This is a genomic window from Pseudomonas sp. Pseusp3, from assembly GCF_047304225.1.
Lineage (GTDB): Bacteria > Pseudomonadota > Gammaproteobacteria > Pseudomonadales > Pseudomonadaceae > Aquipseudomonas > Aquipseudomonas fluorescens_CD.
Genome location: NZ_JBGLYV010000075.1, coordinates 1 through 15,119 on the forward strand (window position 1 = coordinate 1; position 15,119 = coordinate 15,119).

Below are 15,119 nucleotides of genomic sequence, written 5' to 3' on the forward strand. Positions count from 1 at the left end.
GGTTCTGCGCTACGACCTGTAACCCTGGAACCCTTGTAGGAGCGAGCTTGCTCGCGATGGTCGTCAACGATGCCGCGTGTTTGCTGAATAAACACGGCGCTCTTGAGTCCATCGCGAGCTAGCTCGCTCCTACAACTACCCAGTCGCCGGCAATTGACCCAATTCAAGGATTGAGCCAGTTGCCGGCGCTGCCGGGTCAGTGGAACGGAAAGATGTAGTTCATCCATGCAGCCATGCGCAGAAGGATCTTGCGCATCATCGCGATGTGATGGAAATGCTGGCTGTACAACGCCGCCTGGCCGTAGGACCCGCCGGGCATCTGTTTGCTGTACTGGGCATAGTCGGGGTCGGTGATTTCAATGATCACCGGGACCCGGCCGGCCGGTGGTGAACCGGTGAAGCCGATCAGCGTGCCCGAAGGTTGAACCTGGCCTTCGGCGATGACCGAAACGACGGTTTTGACCTTGCCTTCGAACACTCTCCCGGGAATGCCGTCAAAGGCGACTTCGGCCTCGTCGCCCTCGGTCAGGCGCAACAGGCTGTTCTGGCGCATCCACGCGGCGAAGTAATGCCCTTCGTCAGGAATGAAGACCATCGAAGGGCGCAGCGGCAACTTGGTCGCCATCATGCCCGGACGCAGCGAAACATGGGTGACGAAGCCTTTGCTCGGCGCACGGACCGTGGTGTTGTCGAGTTCGTACTGCGCGTTGTCCAGTTGGGCCTTCAGGTCATCGCTGCGAGAGACCACAATGTCCAGTTCCCGTTGGGTACTGAAATTACGCTTGATCAGCTCGGTGATCCGGGCGCGATCGGCCTGGGCGGCAATCAGTTGCGCCTTGAGGGATCTGACCCGGTATTCGAAAGGCGCGGGATCGATGCTGAACAGCACATCGCCTTTTTCCAGGGGCTGGTTGGATTTCACCGGCACGTCGATCACCTGGCCACTGACCACGGGTATGACCGGAACCGATACGAAATAGGTACGCGCCACCTCGGAGTAGGGGTGGTTGTAGTTCATGGTGAAAATCAGCGCGCCGATGATCACGATCCCCCCCAGTACCGCTGTGGGCACCGTCCATTTGTTCAGGGGGATGCGGAAGATCTTGAAGATGGCAACGCAGAGTGCGGCATACGTCAGAATGAGTAAAAGATCCATGGCTCAGAGGCCCTCGCCGTGATTGTCCGTTGGCAGCCTGGTCTGTGCCGTGCCCGTCGCCGCCTCGAGGCGCTCGATCCGCCCTTGCAGTTCGGCGACCTGTTGTTCGAGGTGAACCACATGGCTTTTTGCCGAGTGTCCGTCACTGAAACCCCAGCCCCGGTCCTCTCGATAGGCCATCGCCCAGATCCACAGGAATGGCCAGAGCGCATGCAGGGTGAACAGGCTGACCCAGCCGGTGGCGTGGATCGCATCCTGGTGCGGGTGGTTGCGGTGAACGGAAATTTCATAGGGGATGTCATGGAGCACGATGATCCCGTAGAACAAGACGAGCCCGACAAATATCAGTATGCCCAGTGCGAAGTAATCAAGCATGAATCACTCCTTTTACAGCAGGTGACGTGTCCGCATGAGTGTAGCCGTTCAATCTACACTTGACGGGAACGCGGATATCCCGTTCGAACAACCGGTGCCTGGCCGAAGCGTCGACCGATATCGTGCCGGCAGATCCTGGCGAGGTGAATTCATGCAAACCAATGGTCAATTCGAAAGGGCGCCTGTACTTGACCCTGTCGAGCGCATTACCGAGGTGATCTTCGGCCTGCTGATGGCCATGACGTTCACCGGCACCATCAGCGTGTCCACGGCAGACCAGGCGGCCGAACGCACGATGATGCTTGCCGCACTCGGCTGCAATCTCGCCTGGGGACTGGCCGATGCGGTCATGTACCTGTTGCGCGCACTGGTCGAGCGCACGCGCCGGATCAAGCTGTACCTCGACCTGCGCACCGGCACGGACGCCGTGGCCGGTCAGGCGCTCGTTGCGCAAGTGTTGCCGTTGCAATTCGCGACGGCGGCCGGCAGCGAGGGCCTGGAATTGTTGCGCCGTCGGCTGCTCGAACAACCCCCCTTGCCGACCCGGGCCGGCCTCGACCGGAACGACTTCAAGGGAGCGCTTGGTGTTTTCCTGTTGGTGGTGTGCTCGACATTTCCGCTGGTGGTGCCGTTCATACTGCTCGACCAGACTGCACTCGCCATCCGCCTGTCCAACCTGATCGGGCTCGTGGTGTTGTTCATTGCAGGCTGGATGCTCGCCAGATACGCGGGCGCCACGCAATGGCAGGGCGGGGTGATCATGGCCGCCACGGGGGCCGTGCTGATCCTTGCAATCATTGCGCTGGGTGGATAACCACTGGGGATAATTCAACACACTAAAGACTCGTTCTCATTTACACTTGCCCTTCCATTTACGTCGGGCAGCCTGGTATGGATGTTCTTGCCACTATCCATCTTCATTTACTCAAGTGGGTGATCGAACCGGTCACCGGGCAGTTCCTGGGCATTTTCGACTTCAACGGTCGGCTCGGTCTATCCTTTCTCTGCATGTCTTACGGCATCGCTTATGGCCTGTTTCGCTGGCGCAAATCCCGGGGTTTGACCGACGCGCGCTCATTCGGGCAGTTCATTGGCGGCTGCCGGGTGTACCTGCATCGCTCGGCGCTGCTCGACTACCGCTACTACTTTGTTCTGGCCATCCTCAAGGTTGTCCTGGTGCTGCCCATCGTCGGCCTGGTCGATCCCTACGTCTTGCGTTCAGCAGACTACATCGCGTTCTTCAACAACCTGTGGGGCGCGCGTACGCAAGTGGAGGAGAACCTGACGCTGACCCTGCTCTATGGGCTGGGCGTTTTTCTGGTCAAGGATTTCAGTCATTACTGGGGCCATCGCGCTTTTCATTCGCGCTATCTGTGGGCCTTCCACAAAGTCCATCATTCGGCGCCCGTGCTGGTGCCGGCGACGGCCAGCCGCGTGCACTTTCTGGAAGAAGTGGTGGAAAAGCTCACCGACATCGTCTGTGTAAGCGCGTTTGCCGGTGTCTTCTGGTACGCCTGCGGCGGGGAGATCAGCCGCTATACGCTATTTGGCGTGACCTACATGGTGTTCATCTTCAATAGCCTGGCGGCCAACCTGCGCCACAGCCACGTGTGGTTTTCCTTCGGGCCGGTGCTTGAACGGGTGCTGAGCAGCCCGGCGCAACACCAGATTCATCACAGTGATGCACCGCGACACTTCAACAAGAACTTCGGCATCAATCTGTCACTGTGGGACTGGATGTTCGGCACGCTCTACGTCACGCAGTCCAGACCCGAGTCCATTCACTTCGGCACCGGTGAGCAGGATCACGAGCGTTACCTGACGATGCGGGGGTTGATCGTCACGCCGTTTGTGGACATCGCCCGCAAATTCTTCCCGGCAAAACGCCCGAAAGTACAACCTGAAAGGCGATCTGATCCGTATTTTTCAAGGCAATCTGCCTCTGTAACGGATACAGCTGCCAGCCCACAATAAGTCTTCGGTACGCCGTTGGGGCCGCGCAAGACGCCCCTGTACCGCCAATTCACAGTGTGGGAGGCCATATGGCCAAGATGACGATTTTTCTCGGCGGTTTCCTGGTGTTGACCATCCTGATCGGTGTGCTGGCGACGATTCCACCGGGGTGATTATCCCCGCCGGTTTTCGTCGACGGCCAGGCGCAGTTCGCGGTACGCCGTGACCAGTTGCTCAAGGCTGAACCCACGATTTCTCCCACTGGGGTTGGGCAGGACCCAGACCGACGCATTGCCGAAGGTTTTCGGTTGCAGGCCCCAGGCAATGTCCCGCTGACCGGACAGCGCGCAATAGGCCGCCTTGCCCAGAAACGCCACGAAACGCGGTGCATGGCGTGCGATTTTCTGTTCGAAGCCGGCGGCGGCGACGCTGAACTCGTGCAACGACAACTGATCCGCACTGGCCGTTGGCCGTTCGACCACCGCGGTCAAGCCGCATTGGTAGCTCAAGATCGTCCGATCGTTTTCCGGCCGCACTTGCTCGGGGGTAAACCCGGCGAGATGCAGCGTGCGCCAGAAGCGATTGCCGCGCCCCGCAAAATGGTGCCCCTGGGCGGCGGCAGTCATTCCGGGGTTGATGCCGCAGAAGATCACGGCCAATTGCCCGGCGAGGATATCTTCGAGTTTTTCACTCACCGCAGATCACTCTGATCGCCTGGCGTGCCAGCCTCGTCAGCTCGGCTCGGGATTTACCGGCCCGGGCACGTATCGAAATGCTGTGCAGCAGGGACGAGGCCAGCACGGCAAGGGCCGCCGGGTCGGCATCGCCTTTCAACTCGCCAGCATCTTTCGCCGCTTGCAGGCGAACTTCCAGATCGGCATCCAGCCGGCTCAACCGGTCGGACAGCACCTCGCGAATTTCCGCGTCCTCGACGGCTTCGGTGGTTGCCGTGCCGATGGCGAAGCAGCCACGGGGCTGGCCATCGCCGGAGAAGTAAATCGATAACTGCCCCTCATAGAAACGCTGCAAGGCCTCGGCCAACGGCAGCTCCAGGTCCGTCAGCGCCTCGTGCATGGACGCCGCGGCAAACTCCCAATATTGCTCCAGCGCTTTGATATAGAGCGCGTGCTTGTCGCCGAATGCCGCATAGAGGCTGGGGCGATTCATGCCGGCGGCGGTGGCGATGCTATCGAGCGACGCGCCGGAATAGCCAGTGTTCCAGAACACACCGAGTGCTTGCTGCAACGCTGTCTGCGGGTCGTATGCCCGAGGGCGGCCACGGCCTTTGCCCTCTGTCGATTTATTTTGTGCCATGTCGTACAAAATCCTTGTGGGAAGGTGGGGTGAGGGATATTCTTACACCATCGCACAAAATTAAGGAATCAGAAATTCCTTGATCCAGGGTTTGTTGTAGCCGAGCGCGAACTGAGTGTTGCGGCGACGAAACCGACGCGGTGGGAGCGATCCTCCTGGCCGCGCACGGGCTTGCTTGTTTCCAGCATTTATTGACTTCCGGGCCGTCGGCGCTTGCTGCCGACGCCTGCCCGATTACCCGGCTAAAGGCGTACTCGACCATGACCAAAGCGTTCGATATCCCGGCTTCACAGACCTTCGGGCAGCCTGGCCCCAACCCGGCCGACGCACCCACCAGAAAACCGCTGAAACAGACCTTGCGTCCCTGGCTGATGGTGGGCGTTCCCGTTCTCTTTGCGGCGCTGGGCTATGCCCATTACGTGTCGGGACAGGCTTATGTTTCAACCGATAACGCTTACGCCCGGGTGGCGAAGGCATCGATCAATGCGCGGATCTCCGGGCAAGTGGTGGACATCGCCGTCGAGGACAATCAGCAGGTCCACAAGGGTCAGGTGCTGTTCCGGATCGACCCGAAACCGTTCCAGATCGCCGTCGACCGCGCACAGGCACAACTGAGCGTGGCGCGGCTGCGTATCGACGGGCTCAAGGCCAGCTATCACCAGCAACAGGCGGAACTGCAATCGGCGAAAGAGTCGGCCGACTACGACCAGAAGGATTTTGCCCGCAAGAAAGCACTGGTCGCGTCCGAGTTCGTTTCGAAGTCGATTTATGAGCGTGCCGACACTGACGTGAAAGTGGCGCGGCAGCGGATCGCGTCCATCGAACAGCAGATCGCCAGCACCGTGGTGGCCTTGAACGGCAATCCGGACATCGATGCCGATAGCCACCCGACGGTTCGCGAGGCCAGGGCGCAGCTCGACGAGGCGCAGTTGTACCTCTCGTACACCACGGTGTATGCGCCGCAGGATGGCACCGTGGCCAAGGTCGACGACCTGCAGGTGGGCAACTACCTGAACAACGGCGCGCCGGCCTTTGCCTTGTTGTCCGGTCACGAGATCTGGATCGAGGCGAACTTCCGCGAAACCGATGTGACCCACATGCGTCCGGGCCAGGAAGCCACCATCCGCATCGATACCTACCCGGATCGCGTGTTCAAGGCCCACGTCGCCAGCATGAGCCCTGGGGCCGGGTCGGATTTCGCGCTGCTGCCACCGGAGAATGCCACCGGTAACTGGGTCAAGGTGACGCAGCGGGTGCCGGTACGGCTTGAACTCGACGAAGTGGACCCGGCGCTGCCGCTGTTCTCCGGGACCAGCGCCACGGTGAAGATCGACACCCGGTTTCGCAGCCCGTGGTGGCATCCGCTCAAGGCATTGCTGACCGCAGGTAACTTCTGATGAACGCCCAACCGATGGTAAACCCCGGTGGGGAGGGTGCGCGTTCGCTCAGGTTCGCCGCCTTGCTGGCGACCTATATGCAGTCGGCCAACCTGCCGCTGCCGAACTCGGCACTCAGGTTGATTCAGGGCAGCCTGTCGATGAGCGATGATCAGGCAGGGTGGATTTTCACTTCGTACCTGGCTGCCAGTGCGATCAGCATGCCGCTCGCGCAGTGGCTGGCCGCACGCTTTGGCTTGAAGCGGGTGTATCAGGCTGCGCTGGCGTTGTTCGTCCTTGGCTTGTTGCTCGCCACGACCGCGACGACGCCGCTGGAATTCGTGGGGGCGCGCATCATTCAAGGCATTGCCAGTGGCGTACTGGCGCCGCTGTCGATGGCGATTGCCACGCAAACCCTGGCGCAGGACAAGCGGGCAAAATTTGCCGCAAGCTGGACCGCCATCGTGCTGTTCGGCATCGTCAGCGGCCCGAGTATCGGTGGCTGGATCGCCGAGCATTTCGGCTGGCGGCCGATGTTCTACCTCAGCGTGCCACTGTCGGCGTTCATCTTCCTGGTGGCGGCGCTGTTGTTGACCGAGAAGAAGGCCGAGAAACCTCCGGCGTTCGATTTCTTCGGTTTCGGCACCTTCACCCTTGGCATGATCAGCCTGCAAATGCTGCTCGACCGGGGTGAGCGGCTGGACTGGTTCGCCGCGCCCGAAATCTGGCTGGAAGCCGTGGCGTCGGCACTGGGGGTCTACCTGTTCGTGGTGCATGTGCTGACCTCGAACGTGCATTTCCTCAACAAGCGCCTGCTCAAGGACCGCAACTTCGTGTTGTCGACGGTGATCTTTTTCGCCCTCGGTTTTGTGCTGTTGTCGACCATGGCCCTGACCTCGCCGATGCTGGACGAAATTCTCGGCTACCCGCCTGACACCACCGGCGCCCTGACGATTCCCCGTGGAATCGGGCTGGTGGGTGCCTTTGTGCTGATGGGGCGGCTGCCCGAGCGTTTCGACCGGCGCCTCTTCGTGGCGGCCGGTGTCGCCATGGTGATTTATGCCAACTGGCTGATGCTCGGTTATTCGCCGCTGATGGACGAGTGGCCCGTGGCTGTCGCCGGTGCGATCCAGGGCGCGGGCCTGGGCATCCTGATGCCGGCGGTGAGCAAGGTCGCGTTCAGTACCCTCGACCCCACGCTGCGCCCCGAAGGCACCGGTCTGTTCAATCTGGCCCGTGTCTATGGCAGCACGCTGGGGGTGGCAATCGTGCAGCTGTTCTTCTTCAACAACACCCAGGCGATGCACATGGCGCTGGCCAGCAACCTGACGCCATACCGCGCCGCAGCCCATTCGCTGACTTCGGCGCCGTTGCAGGTGCTGGGCGGGCTCAACGAAATGATCACTGGCCAGGCCGCGTTCATCGCCGTGATCGACCAGTTCAAGATCCTGATGGTGGTGATGCTGGTGGTGAGCCCGCTGGTGTTGTTTCTTCGCAAGCCGGTTGCGGCCAATTAGTTTTCGTGGAGTTTGCCAAATGAAATCCTGTGCGCTGGTCCTCAACCGCTACTGGATACAAACGAAGCTCGCGGTGTTGTCGGTGCTGGTATTGCTGACGGCCTGCACCGTTGGCCCGGACAATGAAACACCGGCGGCAAGTACGTCGCAGCACTATGACCGGCAAGCCGAGCAGCGTCTGGCCCAGGGTGCCGATCCACGGATCGACCTCGGCAGGACGGTCAGCGGCGATTGGTGGTCTGCCTTTCGCTCGCCGAAGCTCGACCACGTGGTTCGTCGCGCCATCGACGGCAACCTGGATCTGGTGGCGGCCGATGCCACGATCCGACAAGCCGCTTCTTCTGTTGCGGCGGCGCAGGGCGCGCTTTATCCGCAGGTCGATTTCGGCGCCGTGGCCGGCCGTCAACGGGTGCACAACGCCAAGGAGCCTTCCGTCTCCAATTTCTACGCGATAGGACCGCGGGTAGGGTTCGACCTCGATGTGTTCGGCGGCAACCAGCGTCTGGTTGAGCAAGAGCAGGCGTTTACCGACCTGCAAAAACACCGGTACGAAGCGGCCTACCTGACCCTGACCGGCAACGTCGCCAGCCAGGCGTTGCTGGTGGCCTCCGCCAACGCGCAGATCCAGGCCGTGGAAAAGCTGCTGGCCAATGACACGAGGAACCTTGAGCTGGTGCGCATGGCCCACCTCAATGGCAGCACCACGCAGATCGATGTATCGCTGGCCGAGACGCGGCTGGCGCAGGACCGCACGTTGTTGCCGCCCCTCGCTCAACAGCGTGATGCGGCACGCCACGCGCTGTCGATTCTGACGGGCAAGGGGCCGGCGGACTGGGTCGCTCCCGACTTCGACCTGAGCGAGTTTGTCCTGCCGTCGAACATGCCGGTGAGCCTGCCCTCGGAAATGGCCCACGACCGGCCGGATGTGCTGCAAGCCGAAGCTCAACTGCACATGGCCAGCGCGGCGGTGGGCGTGGCGACGGCGAACCTCTATCCCCACGTCACGCTGTCGGCGTCCCTGGCGCAGGCGGCTTCCGGCAATGGTGGTGCGGCACTCTGGGGGTTCGCTGCCGGGCTGGCCGGGCCGCTCTTCGATGGCGGAACGCTCAAGGCGCAACGGCAGGCGGCCGTCGACGGTTACAAGGCGACGCTCGCCGGTTACCAGCAGACGGTCATCACCTCGTTCGGGCAGGTCGCCGACACCTTGCAGGCGATCAGCCATGACGCCGAGGAAAACCTGGCCCAGGCCGATGCCTTGCAAGCGGCCGAAACCAGTTTGCAGTTGAACCAGCAAGCCTTTGCCCAGGGCGAAAACAGCATTCTCCAGGTCCTCGAAGCGGAGCGTGCCTATGAACAGGCGCTGCTGGGACAGATTCGCGTGAAAACCGCGCAGTACCTCGACTCCGTGCAGTTGTTCATTGCCCTGGGCGGCAATTCGGTCGGTGCCTTCGAGCAACGCGTTGCTTCTGGCGACGGACAGAAACCTTCGTATCAATAATGGCTGCGGCCTGGAGTAAACCACATGACCTATGAAGCCTTTCACGACGGACTGCGCGATACCGGGTTTGCGCTAAACCATGGGGCGGTCGAGATGCCGGCGGTTGGATTCGGTACCTTGTTCCGCGATCTCGCCACCACGACCGAAGCGGTGAAGGAAGCGCTGGCCGCCGGTTTCCGCCATTTCGATTGTGCCGAGCGTTATCGCAATGAAGCGCAGGTTGGCGTAGCACTGAAGGAAGTGCAGGAGGCCGGCAAAGTCCGGCGCGAAGATCTGTTCATCACCACCAAACTGTGGAACACCAACCATCGTCCCGAGCGCGTCGAGCCCGCGTTCGAAGCCAGTTGCCAACGCCTGCAAGTGGACTACATCGACTGCTACCTGATCCACACGCCGTTTGCCTTTCAACCCGGCGACAACCAGGACCCGAGGGACGGGCAGGGCAACGTCATTTACGACAACGGCGTGACATTGATCGAGACGTGGCGGGCGCTTGAGCGGCTGGTGGATGAGGGGCGGGCGAGGTCCATCGGCCTGTCCGATATCACACTGGAGGCGCTGAAGGCGATTGTCGCCGTCGCCCGGATAAAACCCGCCGTGGTGCAGGTCGAGTCCCACCCTTATCTGCCGGAGTGGGAGTTGCTTGAGTTCTGCAAGGAGCACGGAATTATCGTGCTGGCGTTTGCGCCACTGGGGCATGGCATGGAGCCGAATGTGCTGCAGGACCCGGTGATCACCGGCATCGCCCGACGCCTGCAGAAAACGCCGGCCCAAGTGGCTCTGGCCTGGTCGGTACAACGCGGGGTGGCGTTCCTGACCACCTCGGCAACGCCGAGCCATATCCGGGAAAATATCGATATCTCGACCTTGCCGCACAGGGCCATGGTCGAGATTCAACAAGACATCACAACCCGTATACGCTTCAATTCGGTGGTTGAAACCGGTGTCCCCGGGTTCATTCCGCGCAAGCCGTAGTGCCTGACGCTGGGGCGGTCCGTCACCGGGCCGTCCTGTTTGCCTATCCCTTGAGGTGAAAACGATGGATGTTTTCCAGACCCTGCGGTGTTTCGTGGCGGTAGCCCAAAGCGGCAGCTTCACCGCGGCGGCCGCGATGCTGGACACCACCACGACCAACGTTTCCAAAGCCGTTTCCAGCCTGGAAGTCAGGCTGCAGACGCGGCTGATCAACCGGACTACCAGACGCCTGGCATTGACCGAAGCCGGTGTGCGCTATTTGCAGCGCTGCGAGCGGATTCTGCAGGACATGCGCGAGGCCGACGAAGAGGCGGGCACGGCTCAGGTCAAGCCCGCAGGCCGGCTGAAAATCCATGCCATGTCGGCCATTGGCAACCATTACGTGATCGGCGCCATTGCCCGCTACCGGGAAACCTATCCTTCGGTGCTGTTTGACCTGACCGTGACCAATCGGCTGCCGGATCTGCTGGAGGAAGGCTATGACATGTCGATTGTGCTGGCGCGGGACCTGCCCGATTCCGGGTTTGTCGCCCAGCGGCTGGGGATCACCTACAGCATTCTCTGCGCTTCGCCGGCGTACCTGAGTGAACGCGGGATTCCCCGGTCGCCGAGTGAACTCGACGGCCATGATTGCCTGCGCATCGTCAACACGGTCATGCCGGCCGAGAACTGGGTATTTGAAGGCCCGCTTGGGGCGGAAACGTTCAGCACACCCGTGTCTCCCTTTCACGTCAACACGGCCGACGCCATGACATTCGCGATCAAGAACGGGATGGGGATTGGCATTCAGCCGATTGCTTCGGCCGTCGAAGGCCTGCGGGCGGGGACGTTGGTGCGCGTATTGCCGGGGTATCGGCTTGAGGAGTTGAACCTGTTTGCGATCTACCCGTCACGCAAGTTCGTGGATGCAAAAATAAAAACCTGGGTGGAATTCCTGAAGCATTCCATTCCGGGGTTGCTGGCGTCGGATGAAAAAATTGTCGGTGCATCTGTTTAGCGATGTGGCTGACGCTGTACGCATGGAGTGTCGACCCTCCATCGTCCATACAGTGTTCAACCGTTCGAGCATCCGCTGCCCATCACTTGGTATTCAAGGGTGCGGCGTTGGCCTTGGGAATCTTCATAGATCATGCGCGCCGGGACAGGTGCACATTCATTGGCGATTTCCGAGACCTCGATGACGCGCTTGATATCAAGCTTCGTATCATAGGTATAGGTTTCAACCGGTGATTGGCCGGTGGCGGCAGTCGAATGGCTGTCGTCTGCAAAGGCCTGGGTGCCGGTGGTGCCAAGCGCGACAAAGAGTGCGACGTTCAACAGTTTCATGATGTTCACCTCGTGGTTGAAGCGTTGTCCTGCAAGGGGGCTTTTACCTTGTGAGCAGGTTGCTTATGACTGGGTCTACTCACTTGGGTAGAGCCGATATTAGGCGTTTGGCGGGGGTGCAAATATCGGTCGGCGGGATAAACACTGTTGCCGGATTGCTGATGAATCGAGGGGGATTCGTTGAGCCGATCAGCCAGTCAAAATGTGCAGCAGGCTGGATCGCACGCGCCATTCGGCGGCAAATCCCGTCTGTGAAATTTATTGACTTCAAAGTCAGCTTCTAGAAAGATGCAGGCCGCCAGACCTGTTTCGATATTTTCCGAGCCTCAATCACGTATCACTGACAGCGCTTGCAGACCTGCAGGCCCTGAATTTCGCCAATCGCTATATACAAAAATATATAGCGATTGGCGAAAACGCCAGGTCGCGAGGGATCAGGACCCTGGACACCAAAAAAACAAGAGACCCGCACTGGAGTAAACACAATGAAGCTGCAACCCCTGGCCCTGGCCATCACCCTGGGTGGTTTGACCCACCAGGCCATCGCCGCCGGTTTTATCGATGACAGCAAGGCCTCGCTGAGCCTGCGCAATTTCTATTTCAATTCGGACAACCGGGAAAGCCAGGGCAACGTGGGCAATGCCGCCTACAGCAGCCAGGCCAGGGAGTGGGGGCAGGGGCTGCAACTCAATGTGATCTCCGGATTCACCCAGGGCACCGTCGGCTTTGGTCTGGACGCCATCGCCATGACGGGGCTGAAACTGGACAGTGGCGGTCGTGCGGGCAAGGCCGGTATCGACCGCACGCCAGGCGCGCTGTTTCCCACGGACAGCGACGGCCACGCGGTCGATGAGTATTCCAAGGGCGGCGTGACCGGCAAAGTGCGCATTTCCAAGACCGAAGCCCGCCTGGGCACCCTGCAACCCAAGATGCCAGTGATCAATTTCAACGACGGTCGCCTGTTGCCGCAAACCTTCGAAGGCGGGCAGATCACTTCGAGCGAGATCGACGGCCTGACCCTCACCGCCGGCCAACTGCAAAGCACCAAGACCCGCAGCTCCACCGACGATATCGATCTGCGCATCGGCGGCGCGACGCGTCCTGCCGGTACCCCGGCCAGCACCGCGCTGGCCGATTCGGACAGCTTCGTCTTCGCTGGCGGCGACTACAAAATCACCAAGGACCTGACGGCCCAGTACTACTACGGCAGTCTCGAAGATTTCTATAAACAGCATTTCCTCGGCCTGATCCACACCCTGGCCATCGGCCCCGGCGCGCTGAAGACCGACCTGCGCTATTTCCACAGCAGCGCCGATGGCAAGAACGGCAACGCGGCCGGACGTGCCCAAGGCTACAAAAGCAGCGGCTTCTGGAGAGCGGGTGACACGCACGCCGGTGAGGTGGACAACGACACCTGGAGCGCCCTGTTCACCTACAGCCTGAGTGGCCATGCATTCAGCGCGGGCTATCAGCAAGTGTCCGGCGACAGCGCGTTCCCGTTCGTCAACCAGGGGGATGGCGCCACCGCTTACCTGATCACCGACCGGCAGATCGGCAAGTTCCTCAGTGCCGGCGAGCGCACCTGGCTGGCCGAGTACGGGTATGACTTCGTCGCACTTGGCGTGCCGGGGCTCAAGACCGTGGTCACTTATCTCAGCGGCGACAATATCGATTCCGCCGCCGGTGATCGCAAAGAATGGGAACGCGATCTGCGGATCGACTACGCGCTGCAAAGCGGTCCACTCAAGGGGGTGGGCATTTCCTGGCGCAACGCCAGCTTGCGTGGCAATGCCAGCAGCGACCTGGATGAAAACCGCCTGATCCTCAGCTACAGCCTGCCGCTGCTTTAAGCACGGCGGACCGGTCTTTGGCTGCCAGTGCGCAGCCCGGGACCCCAGGGTGATTGGTCAACCACGACAGGAGCATCGCCATGCGTTCAATTTTTTCGACTGTGCAAAGTCTTGTTCGCTCCAGCGCAAAACCCGTGTTGTTGCCAGGCGTAGCCATCGATGTGGCCGAGCAGACGCTGGAGGTGGTCGGGCAGGTGCAGAACCCGCTGTGCCTGAGCGTGGCCGACCTGCAAGCCATGCCAGGTTATGACTGGGTGAGACTGACCAGCAATACCTGCGAGGGCAATCCGCCAAAAGCACAGAAAAAGGGCTATCGCGGGGTGTTGCTGCGTGAAATTGTCCTGAAGGCCGGGTTGCAGAGCGACGATCCCAAAGGCTGGAAACGCGCCTATGTAGTGGCGCGCGCCAGTGACGGTTATGTCGCGTTGTTCAGTTGGAACGAACTGATCAATACCGACGTGGGCGATGCGGTACTGGTGGTGTACCGACAACACGCGTACGCGGCTGACGGCGAGCCAGGCGAGCACCTTTCATTGGTCTCGGGAAGCGATCGTCATTCCGGGGCTCGTCAGGTGAAGTGGCTGCGCAGTATTGAACTGTGCAGCATTTTTGGCTGACTCATCCACGACGCCGTACCGAGGGAAATGCCGATGCCAGTCTTCCATTCACTTGGTCATGATCGACAGCCCTCGGTCGAGCAGGTGTTGGCCGGCGAACAGTGGCCACCCGAATTCGAAGTGGCCCTGAGGGATTTGCTGGAGCAAATGGCCAGCGCCGGGCATGAAGTCACCCTGCATAACCTGGGCCGGTTCCTCGGCGACTTTGTGCCGCGATACACGCTTGATCGTGCCGAGGAATGGCAGGAATGGGCGACCCGGCGCTGGTTCGCGCAGACCAAGCCGGCGCTGACGGACAAACTGGCGGATGTCTTCATCGGCAGCCAGTGACACCGTTGGCACTCACTTGTACTCATCATGCCGCCGCCACCAGGGCCCCGTTTCATTGCGCCCCCTGGGTGCGCGGTCGAGCCATTGGTACATGCCCCACAACCCGTCCAGGCCTCGCGCGTAGGTGGAATAGGTGTGATAGATCTCGCCGTCTTCCAACACAAAGGTGCTCAGCCCTGGCCTGTCGCGGGTGTAGGTCGGCGCGTCGGTGCCACAGGTCGCGGCGAACTGTTTCACCGGTTCCGGGATCTGGCTGGCGTCCATCGCATGCCCGCCGCGCTGATAGTTGTACTCGACCTGTCCTTCACGCTGCTGCGCTTCGGTGAAGTAAACGTTGAAGTCGGCGGTGAAGTCGCTGTCGGCGGCCGAGGCCCAGGGGAACGTCCAGCCCATTCGGCGCTTGTAGGACTGCAGTTTTGCCAACGGCGCGCGGGATATCGCCATCAGGGTCACGTCGTGGTTAGCCAGGTGGATGACGAGTGGGTCGAAGCCGTCGGCGATGGCTGAGCAGGAAGGGCAGCCGGCCGTGTAGTCGGGGCCGAACATGAAGTGGTAGACCAGCAGTTGCGAGCGCCCTTGAAAAAGGTCGGCCAGGGTTGCACTGCCACTGTCGGTATCGAAGCGGTACGCCTTGTCGAGGCGAACCCATGGCAATGCCTGGCGTTGCCTGGCCACTTCATCGCTGCGTCGGGTCAGGGCTTTTTCCGCATCAAGCAATTGCAAGCGTGCCGCCAGCCATTGGTCCCGGGTCGCGGTTTTGTGCGTGTTCATCGTTGTACGCTCCTGGTGAAAGGTCGTGATTTAGACTAAACCCGGGTATCGAACGGTGGGA

16 protein-coding genes are annotated in these 15,119 nt (G+C 60.8%); 10 read left to right on the plus strand and 6 right to left on the minus strand.

Annotated elements, in window-relative coordinates:
* Nucleotides 1-196: 196 nt before the first annotated feature.
* Together ACCD00_RS22090 and ACCD00_RS22095 are read right to left on the minus strand one after the other, a co-directional pair.
* Nucleotides 197-1,156: an HlyD family secretion protein gene (locus ACCD00_RS22090; protein WP_413427534.1), complete on the minus strand. Its 960-nt coding sequence runs from the start codon at nucleotides 1,154-1,156 to the stop codon at nucleotides 197-199.
* A 3-nt stretch (nucleotides 1,157-1,159) separates the two neighbouring features.
* On the minus strand, nucleotides 1,160-1,531 hold the full coding sequence (locus ACCD00_RS22095; protein WP_057396672.1) for a DUF3302 domain-containing protein: 372 nt from the start codon (nucleotides 1,529-1,531) through the stop codon (nucleotides 1,160-1,162).
* A 151-nt stretch (nucleotides 1,532-1,682) separates the two neighbouring features.
* Here ACCD00_RS22095 and ACCD00_RS22100 point away from each other — a divergent pair, with 151 nt between their 5' ends.
* Both ACCD00_RS22100 and ACCD00_RS22105 read left to right on the plus strand, forming a co-directional pair.
* Nucleotides 1,683-2,345, plus strand: a complete 663-nt coding sequence (locus ACCD00_RS22100) for a hypothetical protein (protein WP_413427535.1) — start codon at nucleotides 1,683-1,685, stop codon at nucleotides 2,343-2,345.
* 77 nt (nucleotides 2,346-2,422) lie between these two features.
* Complete coding sequence (locus tag ACCD00_RS22105; protein ID WP_413427536.1) at nucleotides 2,423-3,505, plus strand: sterol desaturase family protein; 1,083 nt, start codon at nucleotides 2,423-2,425, stop codon at nucleotides 3,503-3,505.
* Nucleotides 3,506-3,657: 152 nt separating this feature from the next.
* Here ACCD00_RS22105 and mug read toward each other — a convergent pair whose 3' ends face one another.
* Nucleotides 3,658-4,179 carry a G/U mismatch-specific DNA glycosylase gene (gene mug / locus ACCD00_RS22110; protein ID WP_413427537.1) on the minus strand — a complete coding sequence of 174 codons (522 nt, stop codon included), beginning with the start codon at nucleotides 4,177-4,179 and terminating at the stop codon, nucleotides 3,658-3,660.
* Nucleotides 4,172-4,798: a TetR/AcrR family transcriptional regulator gene (locus ACCD00_RS22115; RefSeq protein WP_413427538.1), complete on the minus strand. Its 627-nt coding sequence runs from the start codon at nucleotides 4,796-4,798 to the stop codon at nucleotides 4,172-4,174. Before ACCD00_RS22115 ends, mug begins: the two co-directional genes overlap by 8 nt.
* Before the next feature lie 260 nt (nucleotides 4,799-5,058).
* Between ACCD00_RS22115 and ACCD00_RS22120 the strand changes: the two genes are divergently transcribed.
* The 5 genes from ACCD00_RS22120 to ACCD00_RS22140 all read left to right on the plus strand — a co-directional run bounded on the left by ACCD00_RS22120 (nucleotide 5,059) and on the right by ACCD00_RS22140 (nucleotide 11,161).
* A complete protein-coding gene (locus ACCD00_RS22120) occupies nucleotides 5,059-6,195 on the plus strand; it encodes an HlyD family secretion protein (protein WP_413427539.1) in 1,137 nt (378 codons plus the stop codon).
* Nucleotides 6,195-7,691, plus strand: a complete 1,497-nt coding sequence (locus tag ACCD00_RS22125; RefSeq protein WP_413427540.1) for a DHA2 family efflux MFS transporter permease subunit — start codon at nucleotides 6,195-6,197, stop codon at nucleotides 7,689-7,691. Before ACCD00_RS22120 ends, ACCD00_RS22125 begins: the two co-directional genes overlap by 1 nt.
* A gap of 19 nt (nucleotides 7,692-7,710) precedes the next feature.
* Nucleotides 7,711-9,189 carry an efflux transporter outer membrane subunit gene (locus ACCD00_RS22130; RefSeq protein ID WP_413427541.1) on the plus strand — a complete coding sequence of 493 codons (1,479 nt, stop codon included), beginning with the start codon at nucleotides 7,711-7,713 and terminating at the stop codon, nucleotides 9,187-9,189.
* Nucleotides 9,190-9,213: 24 nt separating this feature from the next.
* Nucleotides 9,214-10,164 (plus strand): aldo/keto reductase, encoded by a 951-nt coding sequence (locus tag ACCD00_RS22135; protein WP_413427542.1) that lies wholly within the window; start codon nucleotides 9,214-9,216, stop codon nucleotides 10,162-10,164.
* Nucleotides 10,165-10,228: 64 nt separating this feature from the next.
* On the plus strand, nucleotides 10,229-11,161 hold the full coding sequence (locus ACCD00_RS22140; protein WP_413427543.1) for a LysR substrate-binding domain-containing protein: 933 nt from the start codon (nucleotides 10,229-10,231) through the stop codon (nucleotides 11,159-11,161).
* 56 nt (nucleotides 11,162-11,217) lie between these two features.
* Here ACCD00_RS22140 and ACCD00_RS22145 read toward each other — a convergent pair whose 3' ends face one another.
* Nucleotides 11,218-11,490, minus strand: a complete 273-nt coding sequence (locus tag ACCD00_RS22145) for a DUF2790 domain-containing protein (protein ID WP_413427544.1) — start codon at nucleotides 11,488-11,490, stop codon at nucleotides 11,218-11,220.
* A gap of 485 nt (nucleotides 11,491-11,975) precedes the next feature.
* Here ACCD00_RS22145 and ACCD00_RS22150 point away from each other — a divergent pair, with 485 nt between their 5' ends.
* The 3 genes from ACCD00_RS22150 (at nucleotide 11,976) to ACCD00_RS22160 (ending at nucleotide 14,287) form a co-directional block, all read left to right on the plus strand.
* Complete coding sequence (locus tag ACCD00_RS22150; protein ID WP_413427545.1) at nucleotides 11,976-13,340, plus strand: OprD family porin; 1,365 nt, start codon at nucleotides 11,976-11,978, stop codon at nucleotides 13,338-13,340.
* Nucleotides 13,341-13,420: 80 nt separating this feature from the next.
* Nucleotides 13,421-13,957: a molybdopterin-dependent oxidoreductase gene (locus ACCD00_RS22155; RefSeq protein WP_413427546.1), complete on the plus strand. Its 537-nt coding sequence runs from the start codon at nucleotides 13,421-13,423 to the stop codon at nucleotides 13,955-13,957.
* Between the two features lie 33 nt (nucleotides 13,958-13,990).
* Complete coding sequence (locus ACCD00_RS22160) at nucleotides 13,991-14,287, plus strand: hypothetical protein (RefSeq protein WP_413427547.1); 297 nt, start codon at nucleotides 13,991-13,993, stop codon at nucleotides 14,285-14,287.
* Nucleotides 14,288-14,299: 12 nt separating this feature from the next.
* Here the strand turns inward: ACCD00_RS22160 and ACCD00_RS22165 are convergent, their stop codons facing one another.
* Entirely contained in the window at nucleotides 14,300-15,058 is a 759-nt protein-coding gene (locus ACCD00_RS22165) for a DUF899 domain-containing protein (RefSeq protein ID WP_413427548.1), read from the minus strand.
* Between the last annotated feature and the right edge of the window lie 61 nt (nucleotides 15,059-15,119).

Excerpts from the sequence above, each read along its gene's own strand:
- ACCD00_RS22090 (WP_413427534.1), bottom strand. The coding sequence starts at position 1,156 with ATGGATCTTTTACTCATTCTGACGTATGCCGCACTCTGCGTTGCCATC.
- ACCD00_RS22095 (WP_057396672.1), bottom strand. The coding sequence starts at position 1,531 with ATGCTTGATTACTTCGCACTGGGCATACTGATATTTGTCGGGCTCGTC.
- ACCD00_RS22100 (WP_413427535.1), top strand. The coding sequence starts at position 1,683 with ATGCAAACCAATGGTCAATTCGAAAGGGCGCCTGTACTTGACCCTGTC.
- ACCD00_RS22105 (WP_413427536.1), top strand. The coding sequence starts at position 2,423 with ATGGATGTTCTTGCCACTATCCATCTTCATTTACTCAAGTGGGTGATC.
- ACCD00_RS22115 (WP_413427538.1), bottom strand. The coding sequence starts at position 4,798 with ATGGCACAAAATAAATCGACAGAGGGCAAAGGCCGTGGCCGCCCTCGG.
- ACCD00_RS22120 (WP_413427539.1), top strand. The coding sequence starts at position 5,059 with ATGACCAAAGCGTTCGATATCCCGGCTTCACAGACCTTCGGGCAGCCT.
- ACCD00_RS22125 (WP_413427540.1), top strand. The coding sequence starts at position 6,195 with ATGAACGCCCAACCGATGGTAAACCCCGGTGGGGAGGGTGCGCGTTCG.
- ACCD00_RS22130 (WP_413427541.1), top strand. The coding sequence starts at position 7,711 with ATGAAATCCTGTGCGCTGGTCCTCAACCGCTACTGGATACAAACGAAG.
- ACCD00_RS22135 (WP_413427542.1), top strand. The coding sequence starts at position 9,214 with ATGACCTATGAAGCCTTTCACGACGGACTGCGCGATACCGGGTTTGCG.
- ACCD00_RS22140 (WP_413427543.1), top strand. The coding sequence starts at position 10,229 with ATGGATGTTTTCCAGACCCTGCGGTGTTTCGTGGCGGTAGCCCAAAGC.
- ACCD00_RS22145 (WP_413427544.1), bottom strand. The coding sequence starts at position 11,490 with ATGAAACTGTTGAACGTCGCACTCTTTGTCGCGCTTGGCACCACCGGC.
- ACCD00_RS22150 (WP_413427545.1), top strand. The coding sequence starts at position 11,976 with ATGAAGCTGCAACCCCTGGCCCTGGCCATCACCCTGGGTGGTTTGACC.
- ACCD00_RS22155 (WP_413427546.1), top strand. The coding sequence starts at position 13,421 with ATGCGTTCAATTTTTTCGACTGTGCAAAGTCTTGTTCGCTCCAGCGCA.
- ACCD00_RS22160 (WP_413427547.1), top strand. The coding sequence starts at position 13,991 with ATGCCAGTCTTCCATTCACTTGGTCATGATCGACAGCCCTCGGTCGAG.
- ACCD00_RS22165 (WP_413427548.1), bottom strand. The coding sequence starts at position 15,058 with ATGAACACGCACAAAACCGCGACCCGGGACCAATGGCTGGCGGCACGC.